Source organism: Pseudomonas sp. 57B-090624 (assembly GCF_003234055.1).
Taxonomy (GTDB): Bacteria; Pseudomonadota; Gammaproteobacteria; order Pseudomonadales; family Pseudomonadaceae; genus Metapseudomonas; species Metapseudomonas tohonis.
In genome coordinates, this window is sequence record NZ_QKRU01000016.1 from 26,863 (window position 1) to 43,551 (window position 16,689).

Here is a 16,689-nt window from a genome sequence, read left to right on the forward strand (position 1 = left end):
CAAAACAGCGACCCCAGGGTCGCCGTTTTCATGTGCATCGGGGCATTGCCCGCTTTGGCCTCAGAGCTGGGTGCTGGCCCAGGAAACGCCCAGTGCCACCGCCAGGCTGAAATAGCCGAAGGCGTAGAAGAAGCGGTTGAGCCGCAGGGTGGACTCGTCCGGCATCAGCGTTGGCTGCGCCACGTCCTCCAGTTCGCTGTCGGCAGCCAGGCGGCCGGCGACACGCTGTTCGCGCAGGCGGGTGGCAACCAGCAGCCACGCACCGACCAGGGCGAAGAACAGCGCCAGGGCGTTGACCACCTGGTGGGGATGGACGAGGTAGGCAGACCAGAGGTCCTGCAGGGACATCTTCAACTCCGAGCAGGCGCGGCCTGCGAGGTGGAAATACGGCCGCGCGGGGAGCGGGCCATCCGGATTCGGCGGCGAGTCTACCCGAGCACCCCGCCTCCCTGCTGCGTTTCCGACGAATCGCGCGGGCAAGAAAAAGCCCGGCGCGAGGGCCGGGCTCCTTCACAACGGGAAGCGCCTTACTGCGCCAGCATCTGCCCGATGGTCGGGTCCTTGAAGGCGCGGGTCAGGGCATCGCTGAGCACGCCGGAAACCAGCTTGGTGTTGGTTTCCTGGTTCGGCGCGGTGCCGAACTGCTGGGCCAGCGAGGCGCTGTAGCGGCCGCTGTAGCGACGGCTGGCGTTCTGCACGTCGACGCGGAAGGTGGCGCTGATGTCGGCCTTGGTCACGTAGACACCTTCCTTGGGCGACTGGTATTTCAGGTCGGCCAGGGTCAGGGTCAGCTGCGGGGCGTTGAAGGCGTTGGGCGACGGCGTGAAGCCCAGCAGGCGCACGGCGGCTTCGGCCTCGGTCTGCAGGCGCGGCAGGATGTCCTGGCCCTGCACGGTGATGTTGCTGGTGTCCGCATAGAGGCCACCACGGGTGCCGAGGATGGGCGAGGAACGGCCATCGGCGACACGAACCACCACCGGCTGGCCTTGGCCGACGGGGGTCAGCGGGCCGGTGAGCTTGGGTTGCGGGCTGAGTTGTTGCGGGCTGAGGGCACAGCCGACCAGGGTCAGGCTGAGGCCGGCCAGCAGGCCGAGCAACGCGCGATTCAGCATGCTTGTTTCTCCAGGTTGGACGCGGAAGGCCGGGAGTATAACCAGCCGGCACGCCTACTGACAGAGCGCTGCCAGTGGCCTGGATTGAGACCGCCGGGAAGCTTGCCGGGTTCCTGTAATGCCCCTGTCACGCGGGGGTGGGATAAAGCGGCGTAACCAAGGAGAAAGCCATGATGATGTTGCTCTGGTCCCTGTTCGCCCCCCGCCCCAAGATCCGCTGCTTCGCCCTGCTCGACGACAAGGGCGCCTGCCGTGGCTTCCACCAGAGCGCCGAAGCCCCCGCCCGTGGCAACTGGGTCGAGGTCCGCGAGCCTCGCCTGTCCTGGATCGGCCAGCCCCTTCCGGCCGCCGCCCCGCTCAAGCGGGTCGTCCGGCAGGCGCGCGGAGCGCGAGCGTTGGCGGCCTGACCGATGGATGAATAAAAGTCACGTACAAACGCTCATTTCCCACGATTTCTTCGCTACAATCGCCCCCCGATTATAAGGTCGTCTCCTGATCGGGCCTCGCAACACCGGCCGATGCACTCGCTCGGCACCCGCACAGCCCCACAGAGAGCCGTCCACTTTCGCGCTGCCATTGCTGGCCTGCCGCACCTTCCGCCCGAAGTGCAATTCTTTTGCATGGACGCAGCGCAACTCCGCGCTGATGGAAGCGGCCTGCCCCCGGTAGGCGATTCTTTTGAGGTTCACGTCTCCAAAAGAGCGTGAGATGACGGTTTTTCACTACTTCACGAGAGAGTGGCGAGCAAATGGCGCAAGACGATTACCAAGCAGTGGACGTGTTGCTGGTCGGGGCCGGCATCATGAGCGCCACACTGGCGGTCCTGCTGAAGGAACTCGATCCGGGCATCAAACTGGAAATCGCGGAACTCCGCGAATCCGGTGCCATCGAGAGCTCCAACCCCTGGAACAACGCGGGCACCGGCCATGCCGGCCTGTGCGAGCTGAACTACACCCCCCAGGCCGCCGATGGCTCCATCGACATCAAGAAAGCGGTCCTCATCAATACCCAGTTCGAAGTCTCCAAGCAGTTCTGGTCCTACCTGAGCGGCAAGCCAGGCTTCGGTTCGCCGCGTGACTTCATCAACGCCGTGCCGCACCTGTCCTTCGTGCGCGGCAAGGACATCCCCTTCCTCAAGACGCGCTTCGAGGCCATCACCAAGCACCACGCCTTCGCCCACATGGAGTACTCGGAAGACCGAGCCACCCTGGCCGAATGGATGCCGCTGATGATGCCCGGCCGCCCTGCGGACGAAGCGGTCGCCGCCACCCGCGCGGCCAATGGCACCGACGTCAACTTCGGCGCCCTGACCAACCAGCTGCTGCAGTACCTCGCCACCCAGGCGGATACCCGCGTCAGCTACTTCCAGAAGGTCACCGACCTCAAGCGCACCGACGAGGGCTGGAAGGTCAGCATCAAGAACACCCAGAGCGGCGCCAGCCGTGAAGTCTCCGCGCGCTTCGTGTTCCTCGGCGCCGGCGGCGGCGCGCTGCCGCTGCTGCAGCTGTCGGGCATCCCGGAAGGCAAGGGCTTCGGCGGCTTCCCGGTGAGCGGCCAGTGGCTGCGCTGCGACAACCCCGAGGTGGTCAAGCACCACCAGGCCAAGGTCTACAGCCAGGCCGAAGTGGGTGCCCCGCCGATGTCCGTGCCGCACCTGGACACCCGCGTGGTCGACGGCAAGAAGTCCCTGCTGTTCGGACCCTACGCCGGCTTCACCACCAAGTTCCTCAAGCACGGCTCCTTCCTCGACCTGCCGCTGTCGGTCCGCCCGAGCAACCTCGGCCCGATGCTGGCCGTGGCGCGCGACAACATGGACCTGACCCGCTACCTGATCAAGGAAGTGATGCAGTCCCAGGAACAGCGCCTCGATGCCCTGCGCAAGTTCTACCCGGAGCTCGATCCGGCCGACTGGCGCCTGGAAGTGGCCGGCCAGCGCGTGCAGATCATCAAGAAGGACGCCAAGAAAGGCGGCATCCTGCAGTTCGGCACCGAGCTGGTGGCCGCCGAGGACGGCAGCATCGCCGCCCTGCTCGGCGCATCGCCGGGTGCCTCGGTGACCGTCTCGATCATGCTCAACCTGATCGAACGCTGCTTCGCCGAGCAGGCCCGCTCGGCCGAGTGGAGCGCCAAGCTGAAGGAAATCTTCCCCGCCCGGGAGAAGGAGCTGGAAGTCGACGCCGAGCTCTACCACCGTGTCAGCCAGGAGTCGGACGCCCGCCTGGGTATCGCGACCGCCAAGCCGGCCGAAGCCAGCGCCGCCACTGCGGGCTGAGCTTCAGCGCCATGAAAGAACCGCCCCTCGGGGCGGTTTTTTCGTTCTGGGCTGAGCCTCCAGGCCATATGGGAGCGGTTTCAACCGCGAAGGTCCGGGCACCCTGATCGCGAATGAATTCGCCCCCACAACGCCACTCACCAGGCCAACGGTGTTTCCTCGCCCTTCCAGAACAGCCAGCGCCGGCGCTCGTGGTGTTCGCCGGTGCCGATCTGCCATTCGGGGCGGCCGGCGTCCAGGTCGATGATGGCGATGATCCCGGCGTAGCTGGAGGCCACCAGGGTGCGGCCATCGGCGGACAGGTCGATGGCGCAGAGGGTCGAGCCGAGGAAGTGCTGCCAGACGGGGTTACCCGCCGCATCGACGCAGCGCAGGTAGCCGTAGGCGTCGCCAAGGATGAATCGGTCACCCTGGGAGGCGCCGGCGTAGACCCGCGCGCCCGCCTCCACCAGCGTCACCCCGTCCACCTCCTCGTAGTGGTCCGAATCCAGGCCCGGCGCCCGGGCCAGGTCCACGGCGATGGTGCCGCCGTTGTAGAAGTGACAGGCGTTGAAGGCGACGCTGCGGCCATCACCGCTGAACAGCGCGAAGTGCGGGTACTCGCCATGGGGGCCGATGGCCGCGACGGGCTGCAGGTCGGCATCGAACAGGTGATGACGTCCGTCCTGGGCGCCCACCGCGATCCAGCGTCCGTCCGCCGATACCGCGCCGTGCTCCATGCTCAGGCCGGTGGAATACGGCGGCTCGTAGTCGGTGCTCTCGGCGTATTCCCTGAGCGATGCGTTGTCCGGGTACAGGCGGCGCGCGCCTTCCGGCTCCAGCACGAAGATGCCGGAGCCGCTCACCAGCAGCACCCGGCGGCCGTCCGGGAAGGGCTGCAGGCGCGTGGGGCGCGGCGTCTCGGCAAAGGCTTCCAGCGCCACGCCCTCGGGCGCGTCCTCATCACCTCGCGGCCAGGGGCAGCGCAGCACGACCGGGCCGTCCCAGCCGTCATGCACCTCCACACCCGTCTCCCGCGCCAGCGCGTAGAAACGGCGGTTGGGGCAGGCACCGAAGAACGCCAGGCCAGGCACCTCCTCGACCCGATCACCGACGATGCGCACCACCCGCCCCGGCTCCCAGGTGGCGCCGATGCGCGCGACGATGGAGCCATCATCGAGCAGCGCCAGCAGGGGGATCGCCTGGCCCTTCTCGTCGAGCACCTCGTGCAGTGGCGCATGGGCCGGCGGCCAGGTCGCCTGCAGCCCGTCCAGCCGGCCGTTGCGGTTGGCCTCGCGCAGCGCCTCCAGCAGCGCCGGGACCAGCTTCTCGCGCCCGGCGGAACTGGGTTCGTCGCCCACGTTGTCCCAGCCCTCGCGCAGGCCTTTCTCGACATAGGCGTTGATCGCGCGGGCATAGGCGATGGTCTGCCGCTGCCAGCGTTGCGATGCGTCTTCCTTGCTCATGTGCACCTCCTCGTGCGTGCGCTGGGTCACTGTTTTCGCCAGGCCCAGAAAAGCAGAAACCCGCTCGAAGGCGGGTTCCTGTGGATGGGTTCGTGCCGGATCAGCCCCGGGCGGCCTGTACCGCCTCGATGTAGGGCTCGGCCAGGCGCTGGTCCTTGATCAGGGCGATGAAGTCGTTGCCCTGGGCGTCCTTTGCAGCGAGGTCGTAGCCGGCCTCGAGGAAGAACTGCAGGAAACGCTCGAAGTCGTCGATGCGCAGGCCACGGTAGGCCTTGACCAGCTTGTGCAGGGACGGCGGCGTGTCATCGGCCGGCTCCACCTCGAGGAACAGCTTGATCGAGTCCTCGGTGATTTCTTCGCCGATCACCTGCTTCTTGTCTTTGCGCATCGCTCACTACTCTCTGGCCGGAACACACGGGGCCCGAAGTTTACCCCCGCAGGCCGACGCGGCTCAACGCAGGCGTACGGGCCCCTGGTGCAGGTCGGCCCAGACATGGCCATTGGGGTAGGCGGCGAACTGGCAGAACACCGCGCCGTTGCGCAGCAGATCGAGCACCGCGCGGTACTGGGACTGTGGATAGTGCAGCGTCAGCTTGCGGGCGGCCTCGTCGTAGGTCGCCTTCTTCAGGCTCTTGCCGTCGACCTCGAAATCGATCTGCACATCGACCGCCTCCGAGCCCTTGCCGACCGCCTTGCCTACGGGCGTGGCACGCAGCTGGATCAGCATCGGCGTGGTGATCGGGATCGGCTGCTGGTTGGACTGGCGCTGGTTGCCCAGGGTGACGCGGTAGCTGGCCACCTTCAGCAGCAACACCTGTTCGGGCTGTTCCTGGCGCAGGCCCTGCTCGTCCGGCGGCAGGAACTCGGCGTGCAATGGCGTGGCTGTGCCCTTGGGTGCCTCGCCCGGGGCGGCAGCCAGGGGCAGGCTGGCGGCGAGCAGGAGGACGGCGGCGAAACGGCTACGGCGAGACATCGGCAACTCCCGGTACGAACGAGCGCAGCACTCTAGCACGGGCTCCTGGCCCTTGGTCATTGGACTCAGGTCAAGGTGCCTGGCGCCGTGCAGCCCTTATACTCGGTGCCTTCCGCCGAGGAGCCCGCCATGTCACTACCCCTGCCGCCCTTGTTCGCCGCCCTGCGCCAGAGCCTGCGCAGCGGTTATTCCTGGAGATCCCTGCGCAACGACCTGGGTGCCGGGCTGACGGTGGGCATAGTCGCCATCCCGCTGGCCATGGCCCTGGCCATCGCCGTTGGGGTCGCCCCGCAGCACGGCCTCTACACGGTGCTGGTGGCCGCCCCGCTGATCGCCCTCACCGGCGGCTCGCGCTTCAACGTCTCCGGCCCCACCGCCGCCTTTGTGGTCATCCTCCTGCCGATCACCCAGCAGTTCGGCCTCGGCGGCCTGCTGCTGTGCACCATGATGGCCGGGATGATCCTCATCGCCATGGGCCTGGCGCGCTTCGGCCGGTTGATCCAGTTCATCCCCTACCCGGTGACCCTGGGCTTCACCGCCGGCATCGGCATCGTCATCGCCACCCTGCAGGTCAAGGACCTGCTGGGCCTGCAACTGGCGCACCCACCGCAGAACTACGTCGAGCAGATCGGCCTGCTGGCCCGGGCGCTGCCCGGTGCGCACCTTGGCGATGCACTGGTGGCCCTGGCCTGCCTCGGCGTCCTGCTGCTGTGGCCGCGCCTGGTGCCCAAGGTGCCGGGGCACCTGGTAGCCCTGGCGGTCGGCGCCCTGCTGGGCCTCGCCCTCGAAGGCATGGGCCTGCCGGTGGCCACCCTGGGCGAACGCTTCACCTACGAACTGGACGGCGTGGTGCACCCGGGCATCCCGCCATTCCTGCCGAGCTTCGCCTGGCCCTGGCAACTGCCAGGGGCCAGCGGCGCGCCGCTGGTGCTGTCCTTCGAACTGGTGCGCCAGCTGCTCGCACCGGCCTTCGCCATCGCCATGCTCGGCGCCATCGAATCGCTGCTCTGCGCCGTGGTTTCAGACGGCATGGCCGGCACCCGCCACGACCCCAACGCCGAGCTGCTGGGCCAGGGCCTGGGCAACCTGGTCGCCCCGCTGTTCGGCGGCATCACCGCCACCGCCGCCATCGCCCGCAGCGCCGCCAACGTGCGCGCCGGCGCCGTATCGCCCATCGCGTCGGTGATCCACGCCGGCGTGGTGCTGCTGGCCATGCTGCTGCTCGCGCCGCTGTTCAGCTACCTGCCGATGGCCGCCCTGGCGGCGTTGCTGCTGATGGTGGCGTGGAACATGAGCGAGGCGCGCCACGTCGCCCACACGCTGCGCATCGCCCCGCGCAACGACGTGCTGGTGCTGCTCACCTGCCTGGTACTGACGGTGCTCTTCGACATGGTGCTGGCGGTGGGCGTCGGCCTGTTGCTGGCCGCCGCCCTGTTCATCAAGCGCATGAGCGACCTGACCGATGCCCTGCCGCTGCCGCCGCGCTTCCACCAGGCGCTGGACGGCCTGCCGGAACAGGTGATGCCCTACGTGATCCGCGGCCCGCTGTTCTTCGGCGTGGCGGAGAAGGCATTGAGCGTGCTGCGCCGGCTCAACCCGCAGGTGAAGGTGGTGATCGTCGAGATCAGCGCGGTGCCGCTGCTGGACATGACCGCCCTGGCGGCCATCGAGAACCTGTTGGGTGACTACCGCAGGCAGGGGATCGGCCTGGTCCTGGTGGGCACCACCACGCGGGTGCGGCTGAAGCTGCGCCGCGCCGGCATCCTCCGCGAGGAAGGGCGCCTGGCCTATGTGCGCGACCTGGAGCAGGCGCGCGCCAAGGCCCTGCGCTGGCTGGAGCCTCAGTCGAACTGAGCGCGCATCCAGGCCAGGTAGTCGAGGGCGGCGGGCTCGCCTTCGCGTGGCGCCCAGGGCGCGTACTCAGCCTCGACGAGCGCGCGATAGGGGCCGGCCTTGCATTCGAAGAGCAGGCTGTCGGCCGCCAGCACCACCAGGGCGTGGTACTGCCCGGGCGGGAGATCGACACCGACGCATTCGCCCCCGGCGACCAGTTCACGGGTCGCCTCCAGCTCGCCGTCTTCGGCGAACAGCAGCAGGCCCAGGCGGCCCTGCAGGACCAACAGGGTCTCGGCCTTGTCGGCAGAGAGATGGCGATGGGGCGCGAGGTAGGTGCCGGGCTGCAGCCCCACCGCCATGCGGTGGCAGGGCTCTTCCATCTCGTGGAAGTTGTGGTGCAGCCGCTGGCGCGGGCTGGCTGCGGCCCCTGCGGCCAGTTGGGTGAACAGCGACTGGTCGAGGAAGCGCGCGGCCACGGGCTCAGAGTCCCTTGACGGCGAAGATGCCGGCGGCGTTGCGCCAGTAGCCCTTGTAGTCCATGCCGTAGCCGAAGATGTAGCGGTCCACGCAGGGCAGGCCCACGTAGTCGGCCTTCAGGTCCGGGCGGGCCTTGCGGTCGTGGGTCTTGTCGATCAGCACGGCGGTGTGCACGTGGGCGGCGCCGGCGTGCTTGCAGAAGTCGATGATGGCGGCGAGGGTGTGCCCTTCGTCGAGGATGTCGTCGATGATCAGCACGTCACGGTCGATGAAGGAGATCTCCGGCTTGGCCTTCCAGAACAGCTCGCCGCCGCTGGTTTCGTTGCGGTAGCGGGTGGCGTGCAGGTAGGACAGCTCCAGCGGGAAATCCAGCTTCGGCAGCAGCTTGCCGGCGAAGATCAGGCCGCCGTTCATCACGCAGAAGACCACGGGGTTGCGCTCGGCCAGCTCGCCATTGATGGCGCCGGCGATCTGGTCGATGGCGGCTTCGACCTGGGCATCGGTGTACAGGCAGTCGGCTTCGGCCATTACCTGGCGGATGTGGGCGAGATCGGCGGGCATGGCTTTTCCTCTGTTTTTGAGCGGCGTTGGCCCTGTCTTCCCGAGGGAAGTTGATCGGGGCGTCAAGATAAAAGTCGGCAAAGGTACTCATCCGCCTGTCCCGGAGCAAGCCCCGCCGGACGAGTGTCGGAGGATAGTTTGTCGCAGCGCCGGGAGCCTGCTGATGTGCCGCCCCGAACGTCGTGCGACCCGCCAGTCAGTCACGACATGGCACGGGCAATGCTTTAATCTAACGCAATTTTTTTGCCAGCCCGCCGGAGTAACACCCCATGCCTATCCGAGAGATCCGCCACCCGCTGATCCGCCACAAAATCGGCCTGATGCGCCGCGCCGACATCAGCACGAAGAACTTCCGCGAACTGGCTCAGGAAGTGGGCGCCCTGCTCACCTATGAAGCGACCAACGACCTGCCCCTGGAAAACTACGAGATCCAGGGCTGGGCGGGCCCGGTGCAGGTGGAGAAGATCGCCGGCAAGAAGATCACCGTGGTGCCCATCCTGCGCGCCGGCATCGGCATGCTCGACGGCGTGCTCAGCCTGGTCCCCGGCGCCAAGGTCAGCGCCGTGGGCGTGGCCCGCAACGAGGAGACGCTCGAGGCGCACACCTACCTGGAGAAGCTGGCCCCCGAGATCGATGAGCGCCTGGCGCTGATCATCGACCCGATGCTGGCCACCGGCGGCTCCATGGTCGCCACCATCGAGCTGCTCAAGCGCGCCGGCTGCAAGGAGATCCGCGCCATGGTGCTGGTGGCGGCGCCCGAAGGCATCAAGGTGGTCAACGACGCCCACCCGGACGTGATGATCTTCGCCGCCTCGATCGACGAAAAGCTCAACGAACACGGCTACATCATCCCGGGCCTGGGCGATGCCGGTGACAAGATCTTCGGCACCAAGCAGAAGGACACCTGATCGATGAGCGATGACTACAACGATCCGCTCTGGCGCCAGGTGCTGTCCGGCGCGCAGATGCTCTTCGTGGCCTTCGGCGCCCTGGTGCTGATGCCGCTGATCACCGGCCTGGACCCGAACGTGGCGCTGTTCACCGCCGGTGTCGGCACCCTGCTGTTCCAACTGGTGACCGGGCGCCAGGTGCCGGTGTTCCTGGCATCGAGCTTTGCCTTCATCACCCCCATCATCCTCGCCAAGGGCCAGTTCGGCCTGGCGGCGACCATGGGCGGCGTGGTGGCGGCGGGCTTCGTCTACACCTTCCTGGGCCTGGCGGTGAAGATCAAGGGCACCGGCTTCATCGACCGCCTGCTGCCCCCGGTGGTGATCGGCCCGGTGATCATCTCCATCGGCCTGGCCATGGCCCCCATCGCCGCCAACATGGCCATGGGCAAGGCCGGCGACGGCACCGAGCTGATCCCCTACGCCACCGCCATGTGGATCTCCATGCCCGCGCTGCTGACCACCCTGGTGGTTGCTGTGTTCGGCAAGGGCATCTTCCGCCTGGTGCCGATCATCTCCGGCGTGCTGGTGGGCTTCGCCCTGTCGTTCTGGTTCGGCGTGGTCGACACCGCCAGGATCCTCGCCGCGCCCTGGCTGGAACTGCCGGCCTTCACCGCCCCCGAGTTCAACTGGCAGGCCATCCTGTTCATCGTCCCCGTGGCCCTGGCCCCGGCCATCGAGCACATCGGCGGCGTGATCGCGGTGGGCAGCGTCACCGGCAAGAACTACCTGAAGACCCCTGGCCTGCATCGCACCCTGCTGGGCGACGGCCTGGCCACCTCGGCCGCCGGCCTGTTCGGCGGCCCGCCGAACACCACCTATGCCGAAGTCACCGGCGCGGTGATGCTGACCAAGAACTACAACCCCAAGATCATGACCTGGGCAGCGGTGTTCGCCATCGGCCTGGCCTTCATCGGCAAGTTCGGCGCCATCCTGCAGAGCATCCCGGTACCGGTCATGGGCGGCATCCTCTGCCTGCTGTTCGGCTCCATCGCCGCCGTGGGCATGAACACCATGATCCGCCACAAGGTCGACCTGGCCGAGGCGCGCAACCTGGTGATCGTCTCGGTGACCCTGGTATTCGGTATCGGCGGCGTGCTGATCGGCACCGGCACCGGCCCGGACGACTTCGGCCTCAAGGGCATCGCCCTCTGCGCCATCGTCGCCATCGCCCTCAACCTGATCCTTCCCGGCCACGACGCCTGGAAGCACAAGGCGGCGGACGACGCGCCGGACATCTGAGTCCCGCTCCACGAAAAAGCCCCGCGATCGCGGGGCTTTTTCATTGGTGCCGCCGATCAGGCATCTACCAGCTTGGCGCCCGTCAGCGGGCTCGGCGCCACCCACTGCTTCAGGCGCTCGACGCTCTCGCGATACGGCTTGAGGCCCATCCACAGCAGCACCACCGAGCTTGCCACCGCCAGCGACGTGACGATCAGCAGCGAATAGCGCAGCGCCTTGTCGTCGGCGAACACGTAGTCGGTCACCAGCGCCACGGCGGTGGGGCCGAGGCCCAGGCCGATCAGGGTGATGACGAACAGGTAGATGGCCGAGGCCTGGCCACGCATGGAGTTGGGCATGATTTCCTGGATCGCCGCCGGCGCCACGCCGAAAGGCATGCTGAGGAAGAACACCGTCGGTGCCATCAGCACGGTCACCCAGTTGGCGTTGTCCAGCAGCGGGAACACCAGCACCAGCGGCAGCGCGCCGAGCGCGGCGATGAGCCCGACCCGCATGTTGGCGTCGCAGCGCCCGCGCCTGGCCATGCGGTCCGCCAGGCGGCCGCCGAAGACGATGCCGAGGCAGCCGAACACCGCGACGATGCTGCCGTAGACCACGCCCACGTGGCCGGCATCCCAGCCATAGGTGCGGATGAAGAAGGTGGGTATCCACGCCGCACTGCCATAGCCGGCGAAAGCCAGGCCGGCGAAGCCGAAGTTGTGGCAGAGCACGGTGCGGCGGTTGGCGCGGATGTAGCGCCCCACTTCAGAGAAAGGCACCGCGACACCAGCGCCCACGCCGCGCCGGGCCGGCTCGCGCACCGCCAGCATGAGCAGGGTGAAGAGCACGCCGGCACCGCCGAGGATGAGGAATATCAATTGCCAGGGGCGCACGTCACCCAGCAGCGGCAGGTGCACGTCGCCCTGGGCGGAGGCGAACTTGATCACCAGCCCGCCGAGCAGGAAGGCCAGGCCGGAACCCAGGTAGACCCCCATGGAATACACGCTGATGGCAGTGGCGCGGCGCTCCTGGGGGAAGCTGTCGGCGATCAGCGAATAGGCCGCCGGCGACAATGCCGCCTCGCCCACACCCACGCCGATGCGGCAGACGAGGAACTGCCAGTACAGCTTGGCCATGCCGCAGGCGGCGGTGGCGGCGCTCCAGAACAGTACGCCGATGGCGATCAGCCCGCGGCGGCTGCGGGTATCGGCCAGGCGCCCGAGGGGGATGCCGCAGACGGTGTAGAACAGTGCGAAGGACAGGCCCATCAGCAGGCTCATCTGCGTGTCGCTGATGACCAGGTCGCGGCGGATGGGCTCCACCAGCAGGTTGAGAATCTGCCGATCGATGAATGAAAGCACGTAGGCCACCATCAGGATGGCGACGGTGGTCCAGGCTCGCAGGCCCGAGGGATAGCCATTGTTGTTGTTCTGCATGGGCTCTCCTCGGCGCCGCCGGTGCGGCGCACGACGGTGGAAGAAGCGCCCAGCTTAGGTGCAGGCGGGGTGAAGCAGCGGCTTTATAGGCCAGGCGAATGCCCGGGCTGTCCCCGGGCTGATGCTCAGAGCAGGCGCTGGGCCTTGCCGGAGAGGCTGGCCAGGGCCTGGGCCCATTGCGGGTGGTCGTTCATGCAGGGCACCAGTACCAGGTCCTCGCCGCCAGCGGCGATGAACTGCTCGCGCCCGCGGTCGCCGATCTCCTCCAGGGTCTCGATGCAGTCGGCGACGAAGGCCGGGCACATCACCAGCAGTTTCTTCACCCCCTGGGCCGCCAGCTCGTCGAGGCGGCTCTCGGTGTAGGGCTCGATCCACTTGGCACGCCCCAGGCGCGACTGGAAGGACACCGACCACTGCCCCGGCTGCAGCCCCATGCGCGCGGCGAAGCCTTCGCTGGTGCGGTAGCACTGGGCACGGTAGCAGCGGGCGAGCACCTGGCCCTCGGCACGCTGGCAGCAATCCGCGCCCTTGAGGCAGTGGCTGCCACTGGTGTCGGCCTTGTGCAGGTGACGCTCGGGCAGCCCGTGGTAGCTCATCAGGAGGTGGTCGAAGCCCTGCTCCAGGTGCGGGCGGGCGCTGGCCACCAGGGCGTCGAGGTACTCGGGCTGGTCGTAGAAGGGGTCGAGCACCTGCACCTGGAGCTTGAAACCATGGGCGGCGATGACCCGGCGCGTCTCCTGCTCGACGGTGGTGGTGGTGCTGTCGGCGAACTGCGGGTAGAGCGGTGCCAGCGTCACGCGCTTGACTCCCTGGCGCACCAGTTCCTGCAAGGTGTTTTCGATGGAGGGCTCGCCGTAACGCATCGCCAGGGCCACCGGGCCATGGGGCCAGAATGGCTGGGTGGCGGCCTGCAGGCGGCGGCTGAGAGCGACCAGCGGCGAGCCTTCGGGCCACCAGATGGAGGCGTAGGCATGGGCCGACTGCGCCGGACGCTTGATCAGGATCAGCGAGACCAGCAGGCGACGCAGCGGCCAGGGCAGGTCGATGACGTAGGGGTCCATGAGGAACTGGTTGAGGTAGCGACGCACGTCCTCCACCGAAGTGGACGACGGAGAACCCAGGTTGGCGAGCAGCAGCGCGTGATCAGTCATGCAACGTCCTTAGGCCTCAGCACATCGGCGAGCGCCGTATCCAGATCGGTGAAACGAAAGGTGAACCCCGCCTCCAGCAAACGCGTCGGCAAGGCGCGCTGGCCACCCAGCAGGAGGATCGACATCTCACCCAGCAACAGGCGCAGGGCGAATGCCGGCGCCGGCAGGATGGCCGGACGGCCGAGCGCGCGGCCCAGGCTGCGAGTGAAGTCACGATTGCGCGCGGGGTGCGGAGCGCACGCATTATAGGGACCGCTGGCCCCCTCCTGATGCAAAAGAAAATCCATCGCGGCGATTTGATCCTGCAGGTGAATCCACGGCATCCACTGGCGGCCGCTGCCCAGGCGCCCGCCCAGGCCGAGGCGGAAGGGTCGGAGCATGTCCCGCAGGAAGCCATCGTGCTCGGCGAGCACCAGGCCGGTGCGCAGCAGCACCACGCGGATGCCCAATGCCTCGGCACGTTGCGCGGTCTCCTCCCAGGCGATGCACAGCGCGCTGGCGAAATCGCCGTTGCCGGGAGCCGAATCCTCGCGCACCTCGCGCTCGCCGGCATCGCCGTACCAGCCCACCGCCGAGCCGGACAGCAACAGCGCCGGGCGTTGCTCGCGGGTCTCGAGCCAGGCCAGCAGGCGCTCGGTGAAGGCTACCCGGCTGTCGAGGATCTTCGCCTTGCGGGCGCGGGTCCAGAGCCCACCGGCCACCGGTTCGCCGGCCATGTTGACCAGGGCGTCCAAGGGGCCGTCGCCATATTCATGGACACTGCCGATGGCCCGCACTGCGGGCCCGCACAGCCCGGCCACACGCTGCGGTGTGCGGCTGAGCACGGTGACCTGGTGGCCCTGCCCACTCCACAGCCGGCAGAGTTCGCGACCGATCAGGCCAGTACCGCCGGTCAGCAATATGTGCATGGCATCCTCCTCGCATGGTGCTAAGTGGAGATATCGCCCTAGTCTGAATCAAGACAGGGCACGGGTTGAGTCCGCCATGGTCACACCTTTATGAGCGGCACTCGAATTGGAACCGATAGCCCTGTACAACGCAACAAAAGTGTATAGGTTTATCGAACACCTGATCAGCAGTCGCCACAGCACAAGGTAAAGAGGTAACCATGAGCACTCCCATCGCCATCATCGGAACCGGCCTCGCGGGCCTTTCCGCCGCCCAGGCGCTGCATGCCGCCGGGCATGCCGTGCAGCTCTTCGACAAGAGCCGCGGCAGTGGCGGTCGTATGGCCAGCAAGCGCAGCGACGCCGGTTCGCTCGATCTCGGCGCGCAGTATTTCACCGCCCGCGACCGCCGCTTCACCGAAGTCGTCCAGCAATGGCGCGACCGCGGCTGGGTCGCCGAGTGGACGCCCACCCTGTACAACTTCCGCAACGGCGGCCTGACGCCCTCGCCGGACGAGCAGGTGCGCTGGGTCGGCACGCCGCGCATGAGTGCCATCACCCGTGCCCTGCTCGGCGCCTTGCCGGTCAACTTCGCCTGCCGCATCACCGAAGTCTTCCGTGGCGAGCAGCACTGGGGCCTGCAGGATGCCGAGGGGCTGAGCCACGGGCCCTTCAGCCACGTCATCATCGCCACCCCCGCGCCCCAGGCCACGGCCCTGCTGGCAGCGGCCCCCAAGCTCGCCGGCGCCGCAGCCAGCGTCGCCATGGAGCCCACCTGGGCCGTCGCACTGGCCTTCGAGCGACCGCTGGACACCCCGGTGGAAGGCTGCTTCGTCCAGGACAGCCCCCTGGATTGGCTGGCCCGCAACCGCACCAAGCCCGGTCGCGAGACCACTCTCGACACCTGGGTGCTGCACGCCAGCAGCGCGTGGAGCAAGCAGCACCTGGACCTGCCCAAGGAGGCGGTGATCGAGGAGCTGCATGGCGCCTTCGCCGAACTCATCGGCTGCGCGGTACCGGCTCCCGTGTTCAGCCTGGCGCACCGCTGGCTCTACGCACGGCCGGCCCAGGGCCACGAATGGGGCGCCCTGGCCGATGCCGACCTGGGGCTCTACGCCTGCGGCGACTGGTGCAGTTCCGGTCGTGTCGAAGGGGCCTGGCTGAGCGGCCAGGAAGCGGCCCGGCGCCTGATCGAACACCTCGGTAGATAACCCCCGCGCCAGGCCGGATGCCTGCGGGGCCTGGCGCATATCTTGCCTTTCCCGACCCCTCCCCTGGCCACAGCCGACTTCGATCCCTCGCAAAAACCTGTACAAGATATTTGACTTGTACAACTACATGCCTAAGATGGAATTACCTGTACATAAACATCACTTTGTACAAGAAAACATCCGAGGTCATTTTCATGTCACAGGACGCCCCAGCAACCCCCAAGCCCCGGCTCGGCATCAGCGCCTGCCTGCTCGGTGAGCCGGTGCGCTTCAACGGCGGTCACAAGGAGTCCCGCCTGTGCACCCGCACCCTGGCCCGCTACTTCGACTTCGTGCCGGTCTGCCCGGAAGTCGCCATCGGCCTGGGCACGCCGCGCGAGGCCATTCGCCTGGTAGGTGATCCGGCGCTGCCGCGCGCCGTCAACCGCGACGGCTCGCGTGACCTGAGCGAGCCGCTGACCGCCTACGGCGAACGCATGGCCGGGGAGCTGGACGACCTGTGCGGCTACATCTTCATGCAGAAGTCCCCCTCCTGCGGGCTGCACCGCGTGAAGGTGTACCAGGCCAATGGCATCCCCGCCGAGGAAGGCGGGCGCGGCCTGTTCACCGACGCGTTCTGCAAGCGCCACCCGGAGCTGCCGGTGGAAGAGGAAGGCCGTCTTTGCGACCCGGTGCTGCGGGAGAACTTCCTCACCCGCGTATTCGCCTGCGCGCGCTGGCGGGCGCTCTGCGCCAGCGGCCTGACCCGTCGCGGCATTCTCGAATTCCATGCCCGCTACAAGTATCAGCTGATGGCCCACGACCCGCAGCAGTACCGCGCCCTCGGCCGCCTGCTGGGCGATATCGGCAAGCACGCGCCGGAGGCGTTCGGCCCGCCCTACTTCCGCCAGCTCATGGCCGCACTGGCGCGCTGCGCCACCCGGGGCACCCACAGCAACGTGCTGCAGCACATCAGCGGCTACCTCAAGGGCAGCCTGGGCCGGGACGAGAAGGCCGAGATGCAGCGCCTGATCGAGCAGTACCGCAACGGCATCGTGCCGCTGGTGGTGCCGCTGACCCTGCTCAAGCATCACTTCGCCCGCCATCCGGACCCCTACATCGCGCAGCAGGCCTACCTGCAACCGCACCCCGAAGACCTCAGCCTGCGCAACGCCATCTAG

General features: G+C 67.7%; 17 protein-coding genes. 7 read left to right on the top strand and 10 right to left on the bottom strand.

Annotated elements, in window-relative coordinates:
- Positions 1–60: 60 nt before the first annotated feature.
- Both DMX10_RS10055 and DMX10_RS10060 read right to left on the bottom strand, forming a co-directional pair.
- Complete coding sequence (locus DMX10_RS10055) at positions 61–348, bottom strand: hypothetical protein (RefSeq protein WP_111260960.1); 288 nt, start codon at positions 346–348, stop codon at positions 61–63.
- 179 nt (positions 349–527) lie between these two features.
- Positions 528–1,112 (bottom strand): YajG family lipoprotein, encoded by a 585-nt coding sequence (locus DMX10_RS10060; protein ID WP_111260961.1) that lies wholly within the window; start codon positions 1,110–1,112, stop codon positions 528–530.
- A gap of 170 nt (positions 1,113–1,282) precedes the next feature.
- Between DMX10_RS10060 and DMX10_RS10065 the strand changes: the two genes are divergently transcribed.
- On the top strand, positions 1,283–1,519 hold the full coding sequence (locus DMX10_RS10065) for a hypothetical protein (RefSeq protein ID WP_309296188.1): 237 nt from the start codon (positions 1,283–1,285) through the stop codon (positions 1,517–1,519).
- Between the two features lie 341 nt (positions 1,520–1,860).
- Positions 1,861–3,384 (top strand): malate dehydrogenase (quinone), encoded by a 1,524-nt coding sequence (gene mqo, locus DMX10_RS10070; protein ID WP_111260962.1) that lies wholly within the window; start codon positions 1,861–1,863, stop codon positions 3,382–3,384.
- Positions 3,385–3,521: 137 nt separating this feature from the next.
- Here mqo and DMX10_RS10075 read toward each other — a convergent pair whose 3' ends face one another.
- The 3 genes from DMX10_RS10075 to DMX10_RS10085 form a co-directional block, all read right to left on the bottom strand.
- Positions 3,522–4,829 carry a WD40 repeat domain-containing protein gene (locus tag DMX10_RS10075; protein ID WP_111260963.1) on the bottom strand — a complete coding sequence of 436 codons (1,308 nt, stop codon included), beginning with the start codon at positions 4,827–4,829 and terminating at the stop codon, positions 3,522–3,524.
- A 100-nt stretch (positions 4,830–4,929) separates the two neighbouring features.
- The gene (locus DMX10_RS10080; protein ID WP_111260964.1) at positions 4,930–5,217 is read right to left on the bottom strand and encodes a PA4642 family protein; all 288 of its coding nucleotides are present in this window, start codon (positions 5,215–5,217) and stop codon (positions 4,930–4,932) included.
- A gap of 63 nt (positions 5,218–5,280) precedes the next feature.
- A complete protein-coding gene (locus DMX10_RS10085; protein WP_111260965.1) occupies positions 5,281–5,802 on the bottom strand; it encodes a hypothetical protein in 522 nt (173 codons plus the stop codon).
- A 129-nt stretch (positions 5,803–5,931) separates the two neighbouring features.
- On the opposite strand from DMX10_RS10085, the gene dauA reads away from it, so the two are divergent.
- Complete coding sequence (gene dauA, locus DMX10_RS10090) at positions 5,932–7,656, top strand: C4-dicarboxylic acid transporter DauA (protein WP_111260966.1); 1,725 nt, start codon at positions 5,932–5,934, stop codon at positions 7,654–7,656.
- Here dauA and DMX10_RS10095 read toward each other — a convergent pair.
- Complete coding sequence (locus DMX10_RS10095) at positions 7,644–8,114, bottom strand: WbuC family cupin fold metalloprotein (protein ID WP_111260967.1); 471 nt, start codon at positions 8,112–8,114, stop codon at positions 7,644–7,646. The two genes, dauA and DMX10_RS10095, sit on opposite strands and share 13 nt — an antisense overlap.
- A gap of 4 nt (positions 8,115–8,118) precedes the next feature.
- The gene (locus tag DMX10_RS10100) at positions 8,119–8,676 is read right to left on the bottom strand and encodes a hypoxanthine-guanine phosphoribosyltransferase (RefSeq protein WP_021222255.1); all 558 of its coding nucleotides are present in this window, start codon (positions 8,674–8,676) and stop codon (positions 8,119–8,121) included.
- A 269-nt stretch (positions 8,677–8,945) separates the two neighbouring features.
- On the opposite strand from DMX10_RS10100, the gene upp reads away from it, so the two are divergent.
- On the top strand, positions 8,946–9,584 hold the full coding sequence (upp, locus tag DMX10_RS10105; RefSeq protein ID WP_111260968.1) for a uracil phosphoribosyltransferase: 639 nt from the start codon (positions 8,946–8,948) through the stop codon (positions 9,582–9,584).
- Between the two features lie 3 nt (positions 9,585–9,587).
- Entirely contained in the window at positions 9,588–10,865 is a 1,278-nt protein-coding gene (locus DMX10_RS10110) for a uracil-xanthine permease family protein (protein ID WP_111260969.1), read from the top strand.
- Positions 10,866–10,921: 56 nt separating this feature from the next.
- Here DMX10_RS10110 and DMX10_RS10115 read toward each other — a convergent pair whose 3' ends face one another.
- From DMX10_RS10115 to DMX10_RS10125, 3 genes are all read right to left on the bottom strand, one after another.
- Positions 10,922–12,280, bottom strand: a complete 1,359-nt coding sequence (locus DMX10_RS10115) for an MFS transporter (RefSeq protein ID WP_111260970.1) — start codon at positions 12,278–12,280, stop codon at positions 10,922–10,924.
- Positions 12,281–12,405: 125 nt separating this feature from the next.
- Positions 12,406–13,431, bottom strand: coding sequence for a ferrochelatase (gene hemH / locus DMX10_RS10120; RefSeq protein ID WP_111260971.1), 1,026 nt, complete (start codon positions 13,429–13,431; stop codon positions 12,406–12,408).
- The gene (locus DMX10_RS10125; RefSeq protein ID WP_111260972.1) at positions 13,428–14,339 is read right to left on the bottom strand and encodes a TIGR01777 family oxidoreductase; all 912 of its coding nucleotides are present in this window, start codon (positions 14,337–14,339) and stop codon (positions 13,428–13,430) included. Before DMX10_RS10125 ends, hemH begins: the two co-directional genes overlap by 4 nt.
- 200 nt (positions 14,340–14,539) lie before the next feature.
- On the opposite strand from DMX10_RS10125, the gene DMX10_RS10130 reads away from it, so the two are divergent.
- Positions 14,540–15,529 (top strand): NAD(P)/FAD-dependent oxidoreductase, encoded by a 990-nt coding sequence (locus DMX10_RS10130; protein ID WP_111260973.1) that lies wholly within the window; start codon positions 14,540–14,542, stop codon positions 15,527–15,529.
- A gap of 194 nt (positions 15,530–15,723) precedes the next feature.
- Positions 15,724–16,689, top strand: a complete 966-nt coding sequence (locus DMX10_RS10135; protein ID WP_111261005.1) for a 2-thiouracil desulfurase family protein — start codon at positions 15,724–15,726, stop codon at positions 16,687–16,689.